The following is a 20,138-nucleotide window of genomic DNA, read 5'->3' on the forward strand; positions in this document are numbered from 1 at the left end:
TCGACCCGTCGTATCGTCCTGGCCGGAGCTTCCCTGGCGCTGGTGGGTGGCGGTATCGCCCTGCCGGCGACCGCGATGGCCGCACCGGCCGCCGTCCCGCAGGCCGTCACCCTCCTCCCTGCCGACAGCGCCGACGGCATCGGTACCGGCGGCGACGCGAACGCCGAGAACACCACGGTGGGTGGTACCGCCACCGGCGGCAACGCCAACTCCGGTGTCGGCAGCTGCAAGGGCAAGTGTGTGATCACCACGGGTAACGCCACCGGCGGTAACGCCAGCGCCGACGCCATCAACCAGGGCGACGCCACAGCGGTGGGCGGGGACGGCACGGGCACGGGCGGCACGGTGAACAAGGTCGACAAGCAGGTGATCAAGAAGCAGCTGAAGGAGGAGCTGAAGGCGAAGCTCGGCAAGTGAGGGCTGATAGCCCCGTAGCCCCCGGGAGTACGTCCCGGGGGAACCGCCCGGCACGGCAGACGCCGCAGAGGCCCACAGCCTCTCCGGCGTCTGCGTGCTTGCTGGGCGGGACTCCTCCACAGATTCGCGGCCGTTCGACCCTATCTGCGCGAGGCTGTCCCCGCCGCGGTGACCTGCGGCCGGTGCGGCGATCACGGCCGGTAGGGCAGCGATCCGGCGAGGAGCTCCTGGGCGGCTCGGGTGATGAAGTGGCGGGTGTGGTCCGGGTTCAGGGCTTGGGCTTGAAGGTGGTCGTACATGGCGGTGTACTGCCGCACGTCGGATTGTTTCTCCAGGTAGAGGTCGCTGGTGAACCTTTCCAGATACACCGTGCCCGTGGCGGTGTCCGGAAAGTCGAGGATGGAGAACTGTCCCGAGACGCCGGGATGGGCTCCCGCGCTGTGCGGGAGGACCTGCACGGTGATGCGCGGCTGCGCGCCCAGATGGTTCAGGTACTCAAGTTGTTCGCGCATGATCTCGGGGCTGCCGATCACGCGGCGCAGTGCGGATTCGTCCAGTACCACCCATAAGCGCAAGGGCCGACCCGGGTGGTGGGCCCGGGACTGACGTCCCAGCCGGACCTCACGGCGCACGGCGATCTGTTCAGCCGTGGCCAGGGGGATCGTTTCCGCGATGACCGCGGCCGCGTAGGCGGGAGTTTGCAGCAGGTCGGGGATCACCAGGGGCTCGTAGGAGCGGATCGAGGCGGCTGCCGTCTCCAGGCCGATGTAGACGGCGTACGGGACCTCGCCGCAGGCGACCCACCAGCCCTGCCGGTCCGCTTCCGCGGCCATCCGCATCAACGAGTCGATGACCTGCGGGTCGGTAACTCCGTAGAGGCCGCACAGGTCCCGCACATCACGCGGCTTGATGGCGCGACGGCCGTTCTCCAAGTGGCTGATCTTGGGCTGCGAGATCAACAGGTGTTCGGCCACCTGCGTACTGGTCAGGCCACGGGCCAGGCGGAGCCGGCGCAGCTCCGCGCCCAGCCGGCGTCGCCTGACGGTCGGATTTCCGTTCACCGCCACGGCGGTCCACCTCCGGCTCGGGACTGTCTGCCGGCCACAGCAATGGCCGCGGCCGGGCCAGGGCGAACGTATTCGCCGCGCAGTGATGATCAACGGGCCCTGCCTGGCGAGTGTCATCTCGCGCGAACGCAGCCGCGCGCACAGCCCGAGCAAGGTTCACCCGGATGCCATGACCTTCCACCTATCTGCCGGAAAAGCCCGCTTACCTGCTTGAGTCCCGTGTGGCTTCCTACGTGGCAACAGAGCGGTTGTCGACTGGTCTGGAGAGAAGAGGTTGCTCTCGTGACGTCGAGATGTCGCTCAGTTCCGATATCACCCGTGAAGTATCGGCCCGTGCTCGACGCTGTGGCGGTCGGTGCGCGGCATTGCGGCACTGGCCTCTTTCATGACCGCCCTGGAAGACCACGGCCCCCAGTGCACGCCGGGGGAGCTGCGTCGGCTCGAGGAGCACCTCCCCGCCGAAGTCCGCGCACGGGCCCTCTCGCAGCGGATCTACGCCTTCATCGAGCACAACCTCAGCGACCCGGAGCTGACCCCTTCCATCATCGCCGCACGCCACAACATCTCGGTGTCGGATGTGGGGGGTCCGCTCAGGTCCTGAACATTGCGGTGGGACGCAGGTCAGCTTCCGCCGACCCTTCCGCCGGACTGGCCGCCGCCCATCTGCCCGCCGATGCGCGAGTACGGAGGCCAGGGGGCCGGGAGGTCTGAACCGCCGTGACCCCTGGCTGATCACGGCCCATCAGACGGGCCGGGCTCGGCGATGCGATAGCCCACCCCAGGCGTCGTCGTGATCACCGGTGGGCTGCCCAGCTTGCGGCGCAACCGGCCGATGGTGACGGTCACCGTGTTGGTGAACGGGTCGGCGTTCTCGTCCCACACCTGTTCCAGCAGGTCCTCGGCGCTCAGGAAGCCCGGACAGGCGCGCAGCAGTGCCTCAAGGACGGCGAACTCCTTGACGGACAGCTCCTGGGGACGGCCGTCGCGGAGGGCGGTGCGGCGTACCGGGTCGAGTTCGAGGCCGGCGGCGCGCAGCGTGCGGGGCTGGGCGGCCGGCCTGCGGCGGGCCAGGGACCGAATGCGCAGGATCAGCTCCGGGAAGTGGAAGGGCTTGGCGAGGTAGTCGTCGGCGCCGAGGGTGAGACCGCTGACCCGGTCGCCGGGCGCCCCGGCCGCGGTCAGCATCAGCACCATCGCGCGATCGTCCCGATCGGTGATCATCTGGCAGAGCGTGTCGCCGTGGATGCCGGGCAGGTCGCGGTCGAGGACCACCACGTCGTAGGCGTTCAGGTCGAGCTTGGCCGCGGCGGCCAGGCCGTCGTGCGCGACGTCGACGGCCATCCCCTGGTCGCGCAGTCCCTCGGCGACGACTTCGGCGAGGGACCGCGCGTCCTCCACGACCAGAACCCTCACCGTGTCACCCTTCCGAACCGGCCGCCGACGGGAGCGCCGCCGCAGCGCACAGGCCACCCTCAGGCCGGGCCAGGAGGGCGAGGCGGCCCCCGTGCGCTTCGGCGATCGCCGTGACGATCGACAACCCGAGGCCGGAACTCCGCTCCGACCCCGTCCGGTCGGCGACGAGCCGCTCGAACGGCTCCGTCAGCCGGTCTACCTGGCTCTGGTCGAGGACGCGCCCGCCGGTCTCGACGACGAGGCGTGCCTCGGTGTCGTCGTGTTCGGTGGAGATCCGGATCCAGCCGCCTTCCTGGTTGTGCACGATCGCGTTGTCGACCATGTTCTCCACCATCCGGGACAGCAGCGCCGGGCTACCCCGCGTCCAGGCGTTCGGGGGCCCCACCTCGTCGTCGACGGTCAGCATCTTCGCGGCAATGTCGGCGGCCCGGGAGGTCAGCGCCTCCCGCGCCAGCACGCCGAGCGACACGCGGGTCCGGTCGGCCAGGGTGCCGTGCTGCGCCCGTGCAAGGACGAGGAAGCCGTCCAGCAGGTGATCCACCCGGTCGAGCTCGGTCCGCAACCGGCCGGCGAGCGCGACGGTCTGCGCCGCAGGCTCGGGTTTGGCGACCGCGACGTCCAGCGACGCCCGCATCGTCGCCAGCGGCGTACGCAGTTCGTGCGAGGCGTTGCCGACGAAGCGGCGCTGCGCGACGAATGAGGCTTCGAGGCGTTCCAGAAGACCGTCGACCGTGTCGGCGAGCTCCTTGACCTCGTCGACGGGTCCGGCCACGGCGAGCCGCTGATGCAGGTTCTCCGCGGAGATCCGCCGTGTCGCCGCGGTGATCAGCCGCAGCGGGCGCAGGACTCGGCCGGCGAGGACCCGGCCGAGCAGGAGCGAGACGCCCACCATCACCACCAGCGCGATCAGCGAGCCGACCAGCAGCTGGTGGTTCTGCTGCGCATGCACGTCGGAGAGTTGCCTCTCCAGATCCCGGATCTGCTGCTCGGCGGCGGCGAGGCCGGACTGGCCGGTCGGGGGCTGTTCAGGAGCGACGCTGGTCACCCGGCCACCGGACATCAGGTAGGTCAGGGCGAGCAGTACGATTCCGGACCCGAGGAACCCCGCAGCGTACAAGATCGTGAATCGCCGTCCGACTGTCCCGCTCCGCAGCTTGCCCATGGTCCTCTTCCCGCTCAGATCCGGCCGGACTCAGGATGCCCCGCCGCACCTAACAGCGACATGACAAGGGCCGTTCGGACCACGTTATGGCCGGATCCGTAGAACTGGGTCCATGCTTACGACCAACGAACTGCTCCGGCGGGAGTGGACCAGATTCCGGCGTCCGGGCCGACTGATCTCGATGGCGGCCGCGGCGCTGACCATCGTCACCCTCGGTCTGCTCTACGCGTTCGGCAACCACGCCTCCTGCGACCGCCCGTGCCCCGCCGAACCGACCGGGCCGGACGGCTCCCTCGTCAGCGACCAGTTCTACTTCCTGCATCGCGATCTGGGCGAGAACGGCAGCATCACGGTCCGGATGACGTCCATGACGGGCACGATCACCTACCCGCCGCCGAACCACGACCAGATCGTCCCGGGCCTGGTGCCGTGGGCGAAGGCCGGGATCATCATCAAGGACGGTGTCCGCCAGGGCTCCTCGTACGCGGCGTTGATGCTCACCGGCAGCCACGGCGTGCGGATGCAGTACGACTACCGCCATGACATCGCAGGCAGCGAAGGCGGGGTCTCGGCCAAGTCGCCGCGCTGGCTGCGGCTGACGCGGTCGGGCGACACCATCACCGGCTACGAGTCCGCCGACGGCGAGCGGTGGGCGAAGGTCGGCACGGCGCAGTTGCCCGGGCTGCCCAAGACCGTGCAGGTCGGCCTGTTCGCCACCTCTCCCGGCGACCTGACGCTGCGGCCTGTCGGCCTCGGCGGCGCCACGGAACAGGTGCGCTTCACGCAGGCCAGCGGCGCCTTCGACAACGTCGTCCTCAAGGGCGCACCCTCCGCTGACGGCTGGAGCAAAGACGCCGTCGGCGAGATGAACCGGAGTGACTGGGAGAAGTACCACAAGGCATCCGGGGCGGTGGAGGAGAACGGCACGATCACCGTCACCGGCATCGGCGACATCGGGCCGGGAGGTACCGAGGGTGGCGGCCGCCCGGTGGAGCGCACCCTCGGCGGCCTGCCCCTCGGACTGCTCATCGTGCTCGTGGTCGCAGTGCGGTTCGTCACCGACGAGTACCGCGGCGCGCCGGTCACCCGCCGGGTGCTCGCGGCGAAGGCGGTCGTCGTCGGAACCGTCACGTTCGTGACCGGTCTCCTCGCCGTGGGCATCGTGATCCCGGTCGGCGTGGCGATCCTGAAGGGGAACGGGATCTCGGTCATCGCGGTGCCCGCGCTCACCGGGGTGCGGGTCGTCGTCGGTACGGCCGCCGTGCTCGCCCTCGCCGCCGTGCTCGCGCTCGCGCTCGGCGCCCTGCTCCGGCGCGCCTGGCTCGCGATCCTCGTCGCTGTAGTGGCGATCGCGGTCCCGTACGTCGTGACCTCCTTCCCGCTGCTTGCCGACGGCCCATCACAGTGGCTGCTGCGGCTCAGTCCCGCCGCCGGCTTCGCCACCCAGCAGACCCTCATCGAATATCCGCAGGTCGTCGCCCACTACGCGCCCTCCGCCGGATACTTCCCGCTCCCGTGGTGGGCCGGGATCGCTGTGCTGTGTGCGTACGCGGTGATGCTTTTTGGGCTTGCTCTGAATCGCCTGCCGCAAAGCGACGAACGGGCCGAGCAACCGGTAGACCAGAGGTGACTGCTCCGATCGTGGAAACGTGCCCAGATACGGTCATCCAGAGCCCTGTCGCTGGGGTGTCTTTCGGCCCCTCTAGGCTCCGATCGTGGATTTGTGCGAGCGGTGGGCGGAGTGGAACAGGCTGCGGGGCCGGGTGCCTGCGTGGCATCCGGTCGGGTTGGTGGTCGAGGCCGACGGGCCGGTCGTGCGCCGGCACTACGGGACGCACGGCACGGCCGAGCACGCCCCCCTCGTGCCCGGGACGGACGTCGCCGGGCTGGTGCGCCGCCAGCAGGACGCCTTCGCGGAGCGCGGTGAGCCTGTGGAGTGGAAGGTGTACGGGCACGACTCGCCGGACCTGGGCCCGGCGCTGACGGCGGCGGGGTTCGCTGCGGGCTGGGAGCGTTCCGTGCTGATCGCCGGCCCCCTGCGCGCCGAGGAACGCGGCACCCTGCCCTCCGAGGTGCCCGAGCGCGCGGCGGAGCCTCCCCGGCAGGGGGTGCACAACCTGTACGCCGTCCGGGAGCAGGCCGAGCGGGCGTGGAAGGTCGCCGTCGGGTCCCCGGGCCCCCACGCGATGCCCTACGCGGAGATGATCGCGGACGGCGCCTCGGATGACGGTGACGTGTTCATCGAGGTCCTGTTGGAGGACGGCCTCGTCGTCGCCGTCGCCTGGATGCACCCCGAAGAAGGTTGCCCCTTCGCCGTCGTGGGCGGTCTGACCCGCGGCGACGCGGATTTCGTCAGGGCCCGCACCGACGAGTGGCGCAGGCGTTGGCGGGGCACAGCCCTCCTCGCCGAGGCCGACGGGCCTCTGTGCGCGCGGCTTCTGGAGGCAGGCTTCACCGAGGCCACCACCGTCCGCTCCTACCACTGGCGCCCGCCGGGCACCCCCGAGGCAACCCGCCCCGCGCAATTCCTCGACTGGCTCCACGACGACGGTCCGCTGTGGGACCGCTTCCACGCGGACTTCGACTTCAAGCCGAGCACCACCTACCGGCCCGCGATCACAGACCCCTCCCCCTCAGCCGTCTGGAACCTGCACTCCCACCACCGGCTGGTCCCGGACCTCCCCGCGGAGCTCGACGCGATCGTCCGCCGCGGACTCCTCGCCGCCACCGAGCCCGGGGAGTTCGTGTACTGGCTGGACTGGCAGCACGACGGCTACCGCTACGACCCCCGCCGCACCGACATCCCCGGACGGCCGCCCCGGCCCGGCGAAGGTACCTATCCCAACGGCGACTACTACCTCCACCTCACCCATGACCTGCGCCTGGGTACCTTCGGACACCCCTGGGAGCAGACCCTGACTGTCTGGGGAACCTCGCTGCTCGCAGCCGTCGGGGCCGAGCTGACCGACTTGCTCGGAGAACCGGTCAGGCACCGCCACTGAGCGCGACCCAGGTCCGCGGTCGGACACGAGCACCACAGCAGGCCGGGAACGATCTCGCAGCCAGTCCTGTCCGCATGCGAGGGAGGTGTCCGCCGCAGGCAGTCCACCGGCATCGCCCGAGGTCAGTCGGGCGGTGGGGCGAGGTCTCCGCGTAGTCGCCGGGTGCGCAGCACCAGTTCCAGTTCGAAGCGGCGGTCCGGGTCGTCCAGGTCGTCGCCCAACAGCTCACGGAGCTGTCTCAGCCGGTAGCGCACGGTCTGCGGGTGGACCCCGAGCCGGGCGGCCACCTCCGGGGCGCCACCCCGCGTTTCCAGCCAGGCCAGCAGTGTTTCGGCGAGGCGGTGGGCGTGTGCCGGGCCGCCGACCTCGTCCAGCCGCGCCAGCCGCCGCCGTGCCAGATCGTCGATCAGCTCGCCTGCGGGCAGCAGTACCAGGGCTTCGCCGTGCTCGGCGCAGTGCAGGAGCCGCCCTCGTGGCAGGACACCCTGCTCGATCATGCGGACGGCGGTCTCTGCCCAGCGCAGCGACGTGGCGGCCTCCGCCACGGGAACCGAGGGGCCGATCGCGCCGGACCAGCCGGTGACGGCCCGGTGCAGCAGCTCTGCGCGTCCGGGGGCATCCGGGTCCGGTACGACCAGGCGCGGCCTCTCGCCCTCCATGTCGAACAGCACCTCGTCGCCCACGGCAGGGGCGACCGCCTCCGCGGCAGGGCGGAGCAGCACGGCCACCGCAACCTTCTCGGGCAGCTGCCAGCCCACGTCTGCCGCGCGGTCGGAAAGGACGGCGGACGGATCCGAGCGGTGCTCGGAGAGCAGGAGATCGACGAGGAGGCGCTGCAGGCGCAGCCGCTCCCCGGCCTGGCGGGCGACGGCCTCGGCGTAGCCGCGTACGGACTGGGCCACTATCACGTCGAGATACTCGAACGCGGACTCGGCGAGCTCGTACATGGCCGAGGACGGGATCTCGGCCTCCTGCCCGATCTCCGCCATGCGCCGCCAGGAAAGCCGCACGCCCAGCCGGTAGATCCCCTGCAGGGAGTCCAGGCTGCGCCCGTGCGCGACCTCGCCGCGCCCGAAGTCCCGGAACATCTCGGGAAGGGCGCTCGGACGGTCCGAGCCGGTGGTCATCTGCTCCACGAAGAGCTGGAGCGCGTGCCGGATCGCCACCAGGGCCTTCGGCTCTCCGGACTCGTCGACGATGAACACCAGGCCCGGGTATTCCCGCCGGATCTCGACGAGGATGTCCTGTGCCAGCTTGGGGATTTCCTCCAGGGCGCGGTCGGCGAACCGCCGGATCCGTTCCCGTGGCACGTTGCGCCACGCTGACGAGGCTTCCAATCCACTGCTCCAGGATGTGCGGTCTCCCGGGGCTCGGCCAGCCGGCCTGCCCGGGCACAATTTAGTCCGCCCCGGGGCCCTGCGTGCCGGACGGCCCGTCGGTGGGCGGGTCGGGGAATGTGACGAGCGGCACGTTCTGCTGCTCGGGCGTGGCGTCGAGAGCGGCGACGATTCCGAACGCGGCGCCTGTCGCCAGAGCGGCAGCGGCGACGCAGGTCAGGAAGGCGGCGAGCAGTCTGGACATGGGGATGATCGGCCTCTCAGTCGGTGAGGTCTGTCACCCAGCGCGCCGGCCCGGTCCGGCGCGGTCAGTATGCGAGGCGCATTGACAGGTGGTCAAGCTCCACCTAGCTTCGCCGTTCACGGCAGTGTTACCACCGGGTAAGTCGCTTATCGCCCCGGACGGGTTGTGATCCGTACGCGCGGCCGTTCCCGCACCGCCCCGAACTCCCGCATCTCGCGTCCGTATCGGAGTACCCGCATGCGTCGTTCCATATCGCCTCTGTCCCTGATCCTGCTGGGTGCCGGTGTCTTTCTGCTGGTGCTCACCCAACTGCTCGTCTGGTACGTCGAACCGCGCGCCAAGCGCACGCCGACCGATACCGTCTCCACCACGGTCTTCGAAGGCCGCGGCAGCTATTTCGACACCGGGTCCGTGTCCACCGTCGAGGACCGGAAGCTCACGATCACCCGCCGGGTGGTGGGGGACGTCGCCGGCAGCGAGCGCAGCGGAAACGCGGTCTGGGACGTGTCGACCCAGATCGATACGCCGAAGACCCTGCCCCTGGCCGACCCGCGGAAGTCCCTGCAGTGGACCACCGAACGCTGGGTGACCGACCGCCGGACGAACCTCCCGGTGCACTGCTGCGAGGAGAAGCCCCGGTTCGAGGGCGAGGCCTACCTGAAGTTCCCGTTCGACGTGGAGAAGCGCACCTACGCCTGGTGGGACAGCAGCCTGGGCGCCACCGTGCCGCTGGAGTTCGACGCGGTCACCAGGATCGACGGGCATGAGGGCTACCGCTTCGTCGGCGCCGTCAAGGCCACCGTGACGGGCACCCGTCTGGTGCCCGGCGTGCTCGTGGGCAGCTCGAAGCCGGGTCAGGTGGCGGCCGAGGAGTGGTACTCGAACACTCGGATCGAGCTGACCGTGGACCCGCGGACGGGCCGGATCATGAACGCCGCGCTCGCGCCGACGAAGACCCTGAGGGCCCCGGGTTCGCAGGAGGACGCGGTCACGCTGCTGTCGAGCGAGCGGCTGGAGTTCACCGAGGCGACCCGGCGCGAGCAGGTCAAGCTGGCCTCCGAAGGCAGCGGCCAGCTGAAGCTGCTCGGTGAGACCGCGCCCGTGGCGGGCGGGATCGCGGGCGGTCTGCTGATCGCTGCCGGCGCGGTGCTGCTGGTGCGGGGCCGACGGCCGCAGTACTCATCAGAGTGATGAAACTGCGCATCTCGAACGCGTCGGAATTGTCACCAGCGTGAGTAGCCGGAACGAATCGCGAACCGAACACTGACGTTACCCCTCGGTAAGGCCAGTGTTACCTGGCGAAACCGCCCACCTAAGCACCGCTGCCCGCGCAGGACCACAGCACCCGCACACCGAGCCAGCCCAGCGCTTCATCCCCGGAAGCCCGGCCATCCCTCACCCGCCTGCCTCCCGCAGCCGCCGAGTTGGAGCACCCCTATGCCCCAGCGCGCGTCCGCTCTGGCCCCCGGCCAGAAGGACTCCCTTCCCGTCCCCCCTCAATCCCGCACCGGCGCCCCCGTCGCCGGCCCCCTCGCCGCCGACCCGCACACCGCACCGCCCGCAGCGGCCCTGCCGCATCGGATCACCTTCCTTGCCCGCCGCGACCTGGCCAACCGGGCCGCCGGCGGCTCGGAACTGCTCATCGACCGGATCGCCGACGGTCTGACCGCCGACGGCCACGAGGTCACGCTGGTGTGCGGCGGCCCGGCCGCCGCACGCGACTACCGGGTGGTCTCGGCGGGAGGTGACGCAGGTCACTTCCTGCGCGCCAAGGCGACCCTCGCCCGCGAGGTCGGCGACTGCGATCTGCTGGTGGAAGTGTGCAACGGCATGCCGTACCTGGCGCCGCTCTGGCACCGCGGACCGACGTTGTGCCTGGTCAACCACGTACACACCGATCTTTGGCAGATGCGTTACCCGGGCCCGGCGGCACGGCTCGGACGCAGGCTGGAGCACTGGGCACTGGCAGGCACCCACCGGGACAACCTGATGGTGGCCGTCTCCGAGTCGACCGCCGCCGAGCTGCGCGGTATCGGCGTGTCCGCGGACCGCATCCGGATCGTCAACAACGGTGTCGAAGACCCCGGCCCCCTGCTGCCCGAGGCGAAGGAACCGCTGTTCCTGGCCGTCGGACGGCTGGTGGATTACAAGCGCATCGACCTGCTCCTCAGGCTGTGGGAGCGGGTCCGCCCCGTCACCGGAGGTCGGCTCGTCATCGTGGGCGACGGCCCCGAGCGGGAGCGGCTGGAGGCCATGGCCGGTCCCGCCGTGACCTTCGCCGGCCGGGTGTCGGACGCCGAGAAGCACCGCCTGATGTGCGAGGCGTGGCTCCTGCTGCACCCCTCCCTTGTCGAGGGCTGGGGGCTGGTCGTCATTGAGGCGGCCGCCCGGGCCACCCCCGCGATCGGCTTCGACATACCCGGTCTGTGCGACTCCGTCGTGGACGGGGAGACCGGTGTGCTCGCCCGGGGCGAGAGTTCGTTCGCCGCCGCGTGGTGCGCCCTGTCCCTCAGCGGCGACCGGCGCGCGTCCATGGGACGTGCCGCCGCCCAGCGTGCCAAGCGTTTCCGCTGGAGCGCGACGGTCCGTCAGTTCCAGGCGGTCGCTGCCGAGGCCGCGGCCCGCGCCGCCAGGCCGGGACGCGGCAAGGCCGGCCATGGCTGAGATCACCGAACGCGGGTTCAAGGACCCGTCGCTGAGGCGGTCGGCCGCCCTCTTCCGGGCGTTCATGCGCGAACCCACCGATCCCGAGCGGTGCTACACGCTGCTGGCCCGCGACTCGGTCGCGCAGGTGGCGCGCCACATCGACCTGCCCGGCAAGATCGTCGTCGATGTCGGCGGCGGCAGCGGCCACTTCACCGAGGAGTTCCGCCGCCGTGGCGCGCAGAGCTACCTCTTCGAGCCCGACCTGCGGGAGTTGAGCGCCCGCGGCCGTGCCCCCGAGGATGCGGTGCTCGCGGACGGATACCTGCTGCCGCTCGCTGACGGGGCGGCGGACGTGTGCTTCTCGTCCAACGTGCTGGAGCACGTTTCGGACCCGCAGACGTTCATCAGCGAGATGGCGCGGGTCACCCGCCCCGGCGGACTGATCTACCTGTCGTTCACCAACTGGCTCTCCCCCTGGGGAGGTCACGAGACCGCACCCTGGCACTATCTCGGCGCCGACCGGGCCCGCGCGCGCTACGAACGGCGCACCGGCCGCGAGGCGAAGCACACCCTCGGCGAGAACCTCTTCGCCGTCCACATCGGTCCCACCCTGCGGCACGTCCGCGGCCGCGACGACGTGCAGGTCGTCTCGGCACGATCGCGTTACTGGCCGTTCTTCGCGAGCACGATCACCCGGGTGCCGGGACTCCGCGAGATCGCCACCTGGAATCTGTTGCTGATTCTCAGGCGAAGCCCATGAGCATGCGAAGCGAGGAACGGTCATGACCACTGCGGTCCAGGCGCCCACCCGGGCGCCGCAGCCCGGCCCGACGCCGTCGGAGGCGTCCGGCGAGCCGCGCGGACGACGCCTGCTGTTCGGCTTCTGGGCCGTCGTACTGGTGGCGTTTCTGTCGGTGTCACCGGGAAAGATGACGTTCGAGACCAAACTCGGCGTCGCCCTCGACCCCTGGCGCTTCATCGGCGACCTCGGTTCGCTGTGGAACGGCAACGTGGGCCTCGGCGGCATAGCCAACCAGTACGTCGGCTACGCCTTCCCGGCCCTTCCCTACTACGCGTTCATGGACCTGCTCCAGGTGCCGGTCTGGCTGGCCGAGCGGCTCTGGCTGTCCGTCATCGTGACCGCCGCCTTCTGGGGAGCGCTCAGGCTCGCCGAACGGCTGCGCGTGGGTACGCCCGCGTCCCGGGTCGTCGCGGCGGTGGTCTACGCGCTGTGGCCCACCTTCACCATCGTCGTCGGATCGACGTCCGCCGCCGCGCTGCCCGGCGCCCTGCTGCCCTGGGTGCTGCTGCCGTTGACGTCCGCGGCCCTGAGCCCCCGGACGGCCGCCGCGCGTTCGGCGCTGCTCATCCCCTTCATGGGCGGCGTGAACGCCGCCTCGACCCTGGCCGCGCTGCTGCCCGTGGGCCTGTACCTGCTCAGCCGGCCGCCCGGCCGGCGCCGGCGTGCGCTGCTGGGCTGGTGGATACCCGGGGTCGTGCTGGCCACCGCGTGGTGGGTGGTGCCGCTGCTCCTGCTCGGCATCCACGGCGAGAACTTCATGCCGTACGTCGAGCAGGCCGACACCACCACCGCCACCATGTCCGCGACCGAGCTGCTGCGCGGCGCCGGCAACTGGGTGGCGTACCTGAACTTCGGTGACGCATGGCTGCCGGCCGGCTGGACGGTTGCGACCTCCGTCGTCGCCGTGCTCGGTTCGGCGTTCGCCGCGGCGCTGGGACTGGCGGGCCTGGCCCGGCGGGACCTGCCGGAGCGCCGCTGGCTGCTGCTGACCGTCCTGGCCGTCGTCCTGATCACGCTCGCCGGGTACGGCGGAGCCTTCGGCGGTCCGTTCCACGGTGTCGTCCAAGGCTGGCTGGACGGGCCGTTGAAGCCGTTCCGCAACATCTACAAGTTCCAGCCGGGACTGGCCCTCGCGCTCGCCCTCGGACTGGCCCATCTGACAGCCGTGCTGTCCGTCAGCAAGGGTTCCCGTGCACTCCGCGGTCGCCGCTGGGTGCCCGCGGCCGCGGCGGCGCTGGTCCTGCCCGGTCTGGCGCTCCCGTACGTCAACGGCTCGGTCCTGCAGCCCGGGGCGTTCACCGGACTGCCCGCCCACTGGGCGAAGGCCGCCGACTGGCTCAAGGACAACGCCCCGCACAGCCGGGCACTGGTGGTACCGGCGACGGCGCACGGCATCTACACCTGGGGTTCCCCCATCGACCAGCCGTTCGACGTGCTGGCCGACACCCCCTGGGCGCAGCGGGACTTCGTCCCCTTCGGCACTCCCGGGGCACGCCGTATGACGGACGCCGTCGAACAGGCGCTGCTGTCCGGCACCGAGGTCCCCGGCCTCCAGGCATACCTGGCACGGGCCGGCATGCACGAGGTGGTCGTCCGCAACGACCTCGACCCCGATCAGATCGGCTGGGTCCCGCCGCAGACGGTCAAGCGGACCCTGGAGTCGTCCGGCTACCGCAGGGTCACCGGGTTCGGCCCGCTGGTGACCGGCGGACGCATCGCCGCCGACACCCCGCTCCAGGTGCAGGCGCTCTACCCGCGGCTCCAGGCCGTGGAGATCTACCAGCCGCAGGACCGCGCCGCGCGCGCCGACCGGGTCGGTGTCTCGGCCGTGGCCGACACGGCCGTGGTCAGCGGCGGACCCGAGGCGCTGCTCCAGCTGTCCGCCGACCCCTCGATGGTCGACCGGCCCGCCGTACTGGCCGGGGACGGGCTTCCCAAGGGCCTCGTCGCACCGGTGAAGGCGGTCGCGGACGGGCTGCGCCGAGCCGACACCCGGTTCGGCCTGGTCAACAACAACACCTCGTACACCTACACCGCGAACGAGCGCAACCACTCCGGCAGCCTGCAGAACCCGGGCGAGGAGCCCAAGCAGATCCTGCCGTCGGAGGGCACCGACCACCAGACGACGGCGGTGCTGCGCGGCGCCCGCGCTGTCACGGCCTCCAGCAGCGGCAACTGGCTGTTCCACCTGCCGCAGTTCGACCCGGTGAACGCCTTCGACGGCAACCCCGATACGGCTTGGGCCGAGGGCAGCGCGGGCGAGCCGGTCGGACAGTGGCTCAGAGTGGAATTCGACCGGCCGACCGACGTCCCCGCCTCGCTCCAGCTGACGCCCCTGCCGGGTGACGCCATGCGGGCGGCGCCCACGCAGGTGCGGATCAAGACCGACCGCGGTTCGGCCGACAGCCCCCTGAGGACGAACGGCCTGCCGCAGACCGTCAAGGCCCCCGCCGGCGAGGCCTCCTGGATGGAGATCACCATCCTTGCGGCGCAGCAGGCCCGCCCGGGCCTCTCCGGGGCCGGATTCTCCGAGGTGTCGATCCCGGACGTGCAGGTGACGCGCATGCTGGTGCTGCCTGCCGACGGGGAGCGCACCGACGCGGCGGCGAGCCTGTACTCCATACACCGCGGCACCGACGCGGGCGGCCTGTCGCCCGCATCGGCCGAGGTGGGACTGCACCGGCAATTCAGCACCGGGGAAGCGGGCCAGTACGCGGTGTCGGCGAGAGCCGTCGCCGTGCCCGGCGGCGCACTGGACGCACTGCTCGACCGTGCGGCCCCCGGACCGAAGGACCGGGTGACGGCCACTGTGGACTCCACCAGCCGCAGCGGCACGTCACTGGGAGCACGCCACCTGGTCGACGGCGATCTGACGACTGCCTGGATCGCGGGCGACCGGCCGGTCGTCCACCTCACCTGGCCCGGGATGAAGAAGATCGACGAGATCATCCTCGTGGCGGCGGGCGGGGTGTCCACCCGGCCCGAGCAGGTGATGGTCACCTCCCCGCACGGCGCCGCGGTGGCCGACGTGGACGAGAACGGACGGGTCCGCTTCCCGGCGATCGAGACGGACCGCCTCGACATCACCATCAGCCGCGTCGCCCCGCTCACCGTCCACAATCCGGTGGCGAACGCGCAGGTGCAGCTGCCGGTCGGGCTGAGCGAGGTGCACGTTCCCGCACTGGCCGACCTGCAGGTCCCGCGGCCGGCGCCGTCCGCCGGCTTCTCGCTGCCGTGCGGTCAGGGCCCGGACCTCGCCGTGGGCGGTGTCCTGCACAAGACGAAGGCCTCCGGACTCGTCCGCGACCTCACTGAGCGGCGCCCCGTCGCCGTCTCCCTCTGCGCGGGGGAGGAGGCGGACGGCACCCTGGAGCTCCCGGCCGGCGACCACGAGGTGGAGGCCGATGACGCCGGCCCGCTGGCGATCACCGATGTCACGCTGACCCGCGGCACTCCGCAGGCACTGCAGGGAGCCGCCGGTCGCGAGGCGACCGTCACCAGCTGGACCGACGACAGGCGGACCGTCTCGGTGTCGGCGGGCTCCGGCGCGGCCGCGTACCTGCGGACCTACGAGAACGCCAACGACGGCTGGAAGGCCACCCTGGACGGCGCGGAGCTGAAGCCGGTGCGCCTCGACGGCTGGCAGCAGGCATGGGTGATCCCGGCAGGGGCGTCCGGCACGGTGACCATGGAGTTCCAGCCCTCCGGTTGGTACCGGGCAGGCCTGATCGGCGGTGCGCTCGCGCTCGTCGCCCTGGCCGCCCTGGCCTTCGTGGGCCGCCGGCGCGAAGACGGCGGGACCGGCGAGCCGCAGCCCGAACCGGCGGCCCCGGGGATGCTCCTCGGAACGCTGGCCCTGACCGCGGTCGTCGCGGTGGCGGCGGGGCCGCTGGCCCTGGTCGTGCCCGTACTCGCCGTGGCGGCGCGGTTCCGGCCGGCCGTGCTGGTGCCGACCGCGGCGGCGGCGATGGCCGGAGCCGGCCTGGTCGCGGCCCTCGGCGCCGGGGAACCGGTCGCCGCCGGGGAAGGCGCGTACAGCGGCCTCGCGCAGGTGCTCGCGCTGGTGGCGCTGTCCGCCGCGCTGGTGACGGCGGTGCGGCCGGCGGCCGGGCCCGACGGGCCGTCCGAGGCCCCCGGACAGGCGGACGACGACGGCACCCGGGCACCGGAAGCCGGACCGGTGCTCACGGCCGGGCCGGGAAGCACCGGCGACGGGGGCTGGCCCGAGCCGCCCCTCCGGCAGCCGGACGGCGGTGCCTCTTCGTGACCGCACCGTGGACCAACGCCGGGAGGGGGACAACCCCTCCCGGCGGGGTCCGGATCCCCTTTCCGACCGTCGACGAGGTGTCGCGGCACTGCCTCAGCGGCGACGAGCCGGAGAGCGTGCACATCGAGGTCCACCTGCCCGGACGGCTGGACCCGGCACGGCTGCGCGCCGCGTTCCGGCAGGCACTGCTGACGCACCCCAGGGCGCTGGTGCGGGAGGTACCCGGCCGCGGGCACCGACGGTCCTTCGCGTGGGAGCTGACCGGCGAACCGGACGGCGAACCGGTGCACTTCGCGGGACGGGGACCCGACGCCCTGGCGCAGGCCAGGGCGCGGGCCCTGACGGACTGCCCCTCGCTCACCCTGTCGCCGCCGATGCGCCTGGACGTCGTAGAGGAGGCCGGGGGAAGCACCGCCCGCGAGCCGTCGCCGCAGAGCGGGCCCACCCGAACCGCAACCGCAGCCGGGACCGTACTGCTGCTGACGCTGCACCACACCGCTCTCGACGCCCCGTCGGGGCTGCGGGTGCTCGCCACGACCGCCGAACGGTACGGCGCCACGGCGGCCCTCCCGGTCCCCGGGCGGGCCCGCCCGGACCGCACGGGCCCGGCTCCGAGCGGAACCCGCGGCACCGGCCGCACCGTACGCACGCGCCCGGCACGGGTCGCACCCGACTCCCGCCCCGAGCCGGTACGCGCCCGCGCCGTGGGAAACGGCATGCTGCAGGCGGACCTGCCCGTTCCGCCGCGCGCGGCGCGGACCGGGAACCTCCCGCCCTGGACCGTCAACGACCAACTGCTGGTCGCCGTCGCCCTGATGGTGGGCCGTTGGAACACCGCGCACGGCCGCCCCGCCGGTCCGGTACGGCTCACGATGCCCGTCGACGACCGCCCGCGCGGTACGGAGATGCCGATGGGCAACGGAACGCGGCTCGTCGAGGTGGCCATGGCCGCCGAAGACCCGCGCGACTCGGACCTGCTGCTCGGTGAGCACCCCGACCCGGCAGCCGTGGACCGGCTGCTGCGCACCACCGCCCGGCGCACCCGCGCGCTGACATCGACCCACGGCTCCCCCCTGGGTGCCGGGGCGGGACTGCTGACCGCACCGCTGCTGCCGGTCGGCATCCGGGGCGTACTCACCCGCGGCGCACGGTGGGCGGCCGCACCCTGGACCTCGACGGCACTGGTCACCAACATCGGACGCGTGCCGTACGCACTGGACTTCGGCCACGCGGGCCGGGCGACGGCCGTGTGGTTCTCCGCACCGGCGCGGATGCCGCGCGGGCTGAGCGTCGCGGCGGCTTCCACCGGCGGGCGGCTGCACGTGACACTGCGCTGGTCGCGGGCGCTCCTCGGGGACGCGGCCGGCGCGGAACTGGCGGGTCTGTTCGAGGAATCGCTGGCCGCGGCGTCCCTCACCAGGGGCGGGCCGTACCACGACGGCACACGGCATCCGGAGCCGACAGCGGGTGGCGCCCACCCCACCCAGAACCACCACGAAAGGCCGTCATGACCCCCTCAGCCACCGGCTCCCCGGCAACCGGGAAATCTTCCGGGGCGGCGGTGACCTCGCCGTGCCCCCGCGTCCCCGGCCTGCGCGACTTCTACGAGAACCCCGCAGTTCCCGTCGCATCCGGGGAAGCCCGTACCGTGCGCCAGGCCCGGATGCTTGCCACCGCGCTCGGCCCCGTGGGGCCCGGCCGCCCGGCCGCCACCGTGCTCGACGTGGGCTGCGGCGACGGCTCCGCCGGCGCGACCGCGGCCCGCGTACTCGGCGGGCACCGCATCGTGGGGATCGACTGGTCGCAGGACGCCCTGCGCCGGGCGGCGCCGCGCCTGAGCCAGGTCGTCCGCGGCGAACTGACCGGCAGCGGATTGCCGTTCGCCTCCGGCAGCGCCGACGCCGTGCTGTTCAGCGAGGTCGTCGAGCACCTCGTCGACCCCGACAGCGCCCTCGACGAACTGCACAGGGTGCTGCGGCCCGGCGGGCACCTGATGCTCTCGACGCCCAACCTCGGCGCCTGGTACAACCGCGCGCTGCTGCTCGCCGGAGTCCAGCCGGTGTTCTCCGAGGTCAGTCTGCGGCGCATCCACGGCAGACCGGGCAGCGAGGTCGTGGGCCATCTGCGGCTGTACACGGCACGCGCGCTGCGTGAGTTCGTGGCGGCGTCCGGGTTCGAGGTGGTCGCGTTCGCCGGTGCGCCGTTCCACGGGGTGCCGCGTCCGCTCCGCCCGCTGGACCGACTGGCCTGCGGGCTGCCGTCCCTCGCCTCGATCCTCCTCGTCCATGCGAGAAAGGTGTAGCCCGTGGTGTGGGGTGTGGCCGCCGCGCTGGTAGCGAACGTCCTGTACAGCACCGGCTTCGTCCTGGAGAAGCGGGCGCTGGCGGGCATGCCGCCGCTGAGCATCGCACAGCCGGGCCGGGCCCTGCTCCTCCTGGCCGGCAGGCCCTTGTGGATCTGTGGTGCGACGGCCCTGGCCCTGGGGTTCGTCGCCCAGCTGGCCGTCTACCGCACCCTGCCGATCGCCGCAGCCCAGGGCCTGTTCCTGTCCGGGCTGGTCCTTTTGCTGGTGCTCTCCTCGGCAGTGCTCGGCGAGCGCCCCTCCGGCCGCGAACGGCGTGCGGTGGCCGTCATCCTCCTGGCCCTGGTGATGGTGGTGTCTTCCCTGTACGGGACCAGCGAGGACATCAGCCGCACCGCACCCACGGGCCTCCTGCTGGCCCTGTGCGTACCGACCCTCGCGGCCGGGCTCGCGCTCTACACGGCCGCCGAACAGCGCGCCCGCCGCCGCCACCGGCAGCCGACCAGCGGAGTGGCCTACGCGGCCGCGGTCGGTCTCATCTACGGCGTCAGCTCGCTCGCCATCAAAGGCGTCTCAGGGCACCTGGACACCTCTGACCCCCTGGGCTCCGCCCCGGCCCTGTTCGCCACCCCCTACCCCTACCTCCTCCTGCTCACAGGGGTCAGCGGGCTCGTGCTGTCACAAACCGCCCTGCAACGCTGCAGAGCGTCACTCATCGTCCCGGTCTGCTCGACAGTCGCCTGCGTCTACGCCGTAGTGACCGGCACCATCGCCTTCGACGAGCCCCTTCCCGACGACCCGCTGCGACTGCTCCTACGCCTCGGCGGCACCGTACTCGCACTGACGGTCCTCCTCACCCTCCCGCGACACGACGCAGACCACACCTCTCCCGAAGGAACCCGGCCATGAACCCCGACAACCCGCTGCTGAAGATCCTCGCCTGCCCCCTCGACAAGGGCCCGCTGACCCTCGACGAGACAGGAAGCGCCCTCTACAACCCGCGCCTGCGCCGCCGCTACCCGATCGTCGACGGCATCCCGCAACTGCTCCCCTCCTCCGGCATACCCGCCCTCGCGGAGGAACCTGCCGTCGAGAGCGAACACGACGCATGACCTCCGTGATCACCTGTGGTACGCGGCGGTTGAGCATGTCGGGCGACCGGAGCCGAAAGGGCTGAGCCTGGGCCGCGCGCACCGGGCAGGAGGGCCCGTCAGCAAGCCCCGGCAGTTCCTCAGGCCGTTCCCGACGCAGCCTCACGAGGGGCGGCCTCGTGCGCGAGGCGGCGGACGGGCGAGGCGCCCGACCTCCGGCGGTGCGGGGCGCTCCGCGGAGTGTGCCCCGCACGACGGTGCGCGCACCATCCGGCTTGCCCGCGTCGACGGTGCGCCACCGACCTCGACTGACTGCGCCTCCGGCCCGGCGTTCCCCTGCAGGGGAACGCCGGGTGCGATGTCTCGGGTTCGGGACAGTGGTGTGAGA

At 71.9% G+C, this 20,138-nt stretch carries 16 protein-coding genes and 1 pseudogene; 12 read left to right on the forward strand and 5 right to left on the reverse strand.

Features of this window, described 5'->3' with window-relative positions; all coding sequences use genetic code 11:
- Nucleotides 1-417 (forward strand): annotated as a pseudogene (locus ACWDYJ_RS24490) (hypothetical protein); the annotation flags it as partial.
- A 191-nt stretch (nucleotides 418-608) separates the two neighbouring features.
- Here the strand turns inward: ACWDYJ_RS24490 and ACWDYJ_RS24495 are convergent.
- Nucleotides 609-1,484 (reverse strand): helix-turn-helix domain-containing protein, encoded by an 876-nt coding sequence (locus ACWDYJ_RS24495; protein ID WP_451567735.1) that lies wholly within the window; start codon nucleotides 1,482-1,484, stop codon nucleotides 609-611.
- Nucleotides 1,485-1,869: 385 nt separating this feature from the next.
- Here ACWDYJ_RS24495 and ACWDYJ_RS24500 point away from each other — a divergent pair, with 385 nt between their 5' ends.
- The gene (locus ACWDYJ_RS24500) at nucleotides 1,870-2,085 is read left to right on the forward strand and encodes a hypothetical protein (protein ID WP_451567736.1); all 216 of its coding nucleotides are present in this window, start codon (nucleotides 1,870-1,872) and stop codon (nucleotides 2,083-2,085) included.
- Nucleotides 2,086-2,216: 131 nt separating this feature from the next.
- Here the strand turns inward: ACWDYJ_RS24500 and ACWDYJ_RS24505 are convergent, their stop codons facing one another.
- The gene (locus tag ACWDYJ_RS24505) at nucleotides 2,217-2,897 is read right to left on the reverse strand and encodes a response regulator transcription factor (protein ID WP_451567737.1); all 681 of its coding nucleotides are present in this window, start codon (nucleotides 2,895-2,897) and stop codon (nucleotides 2,217-2,219) included.
- A gap of 4 nt (nucleotides 2,898-2,901) precedes the next feature.
- Entirely contained in the window at nucleotides 2,902-4,014 is a 1,113-nt protein-coding gene (locus ACWDYJ_RS24510) for a sensor histidine kinase (protein ID WP_451567738.1), read from the reverse strand.
- A gap of 157 nt (nucleotides 4,015-4,171) precedes the next feature.
- Between ACWDYJ_RS24510 and ACWDYJ_RS24515 the strand changes: the two genes are divergently transcribed.
- A complete protein-coding gene (locus tag ACWDYJ_RS24515; protein ID WP_451567739.1) occupies nucleotides 4,172-5,689 on the forward strand; it encodes a hypothetical protein in 1,518 nt (505 codons plus the stop codon).
- An 85-nt stretch (nucleotides 5,690-5,774) separates the two neighbouring features.
- Complete coding sequence (locus tag ACWDYJ_RS24520; protein WP_451567740.1) at nucleotides 5,775-7,061, forward strand: DUF2716 domain-containing protein; 1,287 nt, start codon at nucleotides 5,775-5,777, stop codon at nucleotides 7,059-7,061.
- Nucleotides 7,062-7,183: 122 nt separating this feature from the next.
- Here ACWDYJ_RS24520 and ACWDYJ_RS24525 read toward each other — a convergent pair whose 3' ends face one another.
- Together ACWDYJ_RS24525 and ACWDYJ_RS24530 are read right to left on the reverse strand one after the other, a co-directional pair.
- The gene (locus ACWDYJ_RS24525; RefSeq protein ID WP_451567741.1) at nucleotides 7,184-8,371 is read right to left on the reverse strand and encodes a helix-turn-helix domain-containing protein; all 1,188 of its coding nucleotides are present in this window, start codon (nucleotides 8,369-8,371) and stop codon (nucleotides 7,184-7,186) included.
- A gap of 88 nt (nucleotides 8,372-8,459) precedes the next feature.
- On the reverse strand, nucleotides 8,460-8,642 hold the full coding sequence (locus tag ACWDYJ_RS24530; RefSeq protein ID WP_451567742.1) for a hypothetical protein: 183 nt from the start codon (nucleotides 8,640-8,642) through the stop codon (nucleotides 8,460-8,462).
- Nucleotides 8,643-8,879: 237 nt separating this feature from the next.
- On the opposite strand from ACWDYJ_RS24530, the gene ACWDYJ_RS24535 reads away from it, so the two are divergent.
- From ACWDYJ_RS24535 to ACWDYJ_RS24570, 8 genes are all read left to right on the forward strand, one after another.
- The gene (locus ACWDYJ_RS24535) at nucleotides 8,880-9,833 is read left to right on the forward strand and encodes a DUF3068 domain-containing protein (protein ID WP_451567743.1); all 954 of its coding nucleotides are present in this window, start codon (nucleotides 8,880-8,882) and stop codon (nucleotides 9,831-9,833) included.
- A 246-nt stretch (nucleotides 9,834-10,079) separates the two neighbouring features.
- Entirely contained in the window at nucleotides 10,080-11,306 is a 1,227-nt protein-coding gene (locus ACWDYJ_RS24540; RefSeq protein ID WP_451567744.1) for a glycosyltransferase family 4 protein, read from the forward strand.
- Entirely contained in the window at nucleotides 11,299-12,048 is a 750-nt protein-coding gene (locus ACWDYJ_RS24545; RefSeq protein ID WP_451567745.1) for a class I SAM-dependent methyltransferase, read from the forward strand. Before ACWDYJ_RS24540 ends, ACWDYJ_RS24545 begins: the two co-directional genes overlap by 8 nt.
- A 22-nt stretch (nucleotides 12,049-12,070) precedes the next feature.
- On the forward strand, nucleotides 12,071-16,357 hold the full coding sequence (locus tag ACWDYJ_RS24550; RefSeq protein WP_451567746.1) for an alpha-(1->3)-arabinofuranosyltransferase domain-containing protein: 4,287 nt from the start codon (nucleotides 12,071-12,073) through the stop codon (nucleotides 16,355-16,357).
- Nucleotides 16,354-17,868, forward strand: coding sequence for a condensation protein (locus tag ACWDYJ_RS24555; protein ID WP_451567747.1), 1,515 nt, complete (start codon nucleotides 16,354-16,356; stop codon nucleotides 17,866-17,868). The genes ACWDYJ_RS24550 and ACWDYJ_RS24555 overlap by 4 nt, the downstream gene beginning before the upstream one ends.
- Nucleotides 17,865-18,659, forward strand: coding sequence for a class I SAM-dependent methyltransferase (locus ACWDYJ_RS24560; RefSeq protein WP_451567748.1), 795 nt, complete (start codon nucleotides 17,865-17,867; stop codon nucleotides 18,657-18,659). Before ACWDYJ_RS24555 ends, ACWDYJ_RS24560 begins: the two co-directional genes overlap by 4 nt.
- 3 nt (nucleotides 18,660-18,662) lie before the next feature.
- Nucleotides 18,663-19,568 carry a DMT family transporter gene (locus ACWDYJ_RS24565; protein WP_451567749.1) on the forward strand — a complete coding sequence of 302 codons (906 nt, stop codon included), beginning with the start codon at nucleotides 18,663-18,665 and terminating at the stop codon, nucleotides 19,566-19,568.
- Nucleotides 19,565-19,771: a Trm112 family protein gene (locus ACWDYJ_RS24570; protein ID WP_451567750.1), complete on the forward strand. Its 207-nt coding sequence runs from the start codon at nucleotides 19,565-19,567 to the stop codon at nucleotides 19,769-19,771. Before ACWDYJ_RS24565 ends, ACWDYJ_RS24570 begins: the two co-directional genes overlap by 4 nt.
- Nucleotides 19,772-20,138: the final 367 nt, after the last annotated feature.

This window comes from Streptomyces sp. NPDC003042 (genome assembly GCF_053591315.1).

What these genes read in the sequence shown, in the direction of transcription:
- ACWDYJ_RS24500 (WP_451567736.1), top strand. Translation starts at nt 1,870, where the DNA reads ATGACCGCCCTGGAAGACCACGGCCCCCAGTGCACGCCGGGGGAGCTG.
- ACWDYJ_RS24515 (WP_451567739.1), top strand. Translation starts at nt 4,172, where the DNA reads ATGCTTACGACCAACGAACTGCTCCGGCGGGAGTGGACCAGATTCCGG.
- ACWDYJ_RS24530 (WP_451567742.1), bottom strand. Translation starts at nt 8,642, where the DNA reads ATGTCCAGACTGCTCGCCGCCTTCCTGACCTGCGTCGCCGCTGCCGCT.
- ACWDYJ_RS24535 (WP_451567743.1), top strand. Translation starts at nt 8,880, where the DNA reads ATGCGTCGTTCCATATCGCCTCTGTCCCTGATCCTGCTGGGTGCCGGT.
- ACWDYJ_RS24540 (WP_451567744.1), top strand. Translation starts at nt 10,080, where the DNA reads ATGCCCCAGCGCGCGTCCGCTCTGGCCCCCGGCCAGAAGGACTCCCTT.
- ACWDYJ_RS24545 (WP_451567745.1), top strand. Translation starts at nt 11,299, where the DNA reads ATGGCTGAGATCACCGAACGCGGGTTCAAGGACCCGTCGCTGAGGCGG.
- ACWDYJ_RS24550 (WP_451567746.1), top strand. Translation starts at nt 12,071, where the DNA reads ATGACCACTGCGGTCCAGGCGCCCACCCGGGCGCCGCAGCCCGGCCCG.
- ACWDYJ_RS24560 (WP_451567748.1), top strand. Translation starts at nt 17,865, where the DNA reads ATGACCCCCTCAGCCACCGGCTCCCCGGCAACCGGGAAATCTTCCGGG.
- ACWDYJ_RS24570 (WP_451567750.1), top strand. Translation starts at nt 19,565, where the DNA reads ATGAACCCCGACAACCCGCTGCTGAAGATCCTCGCCTGCCCCCTCGAC.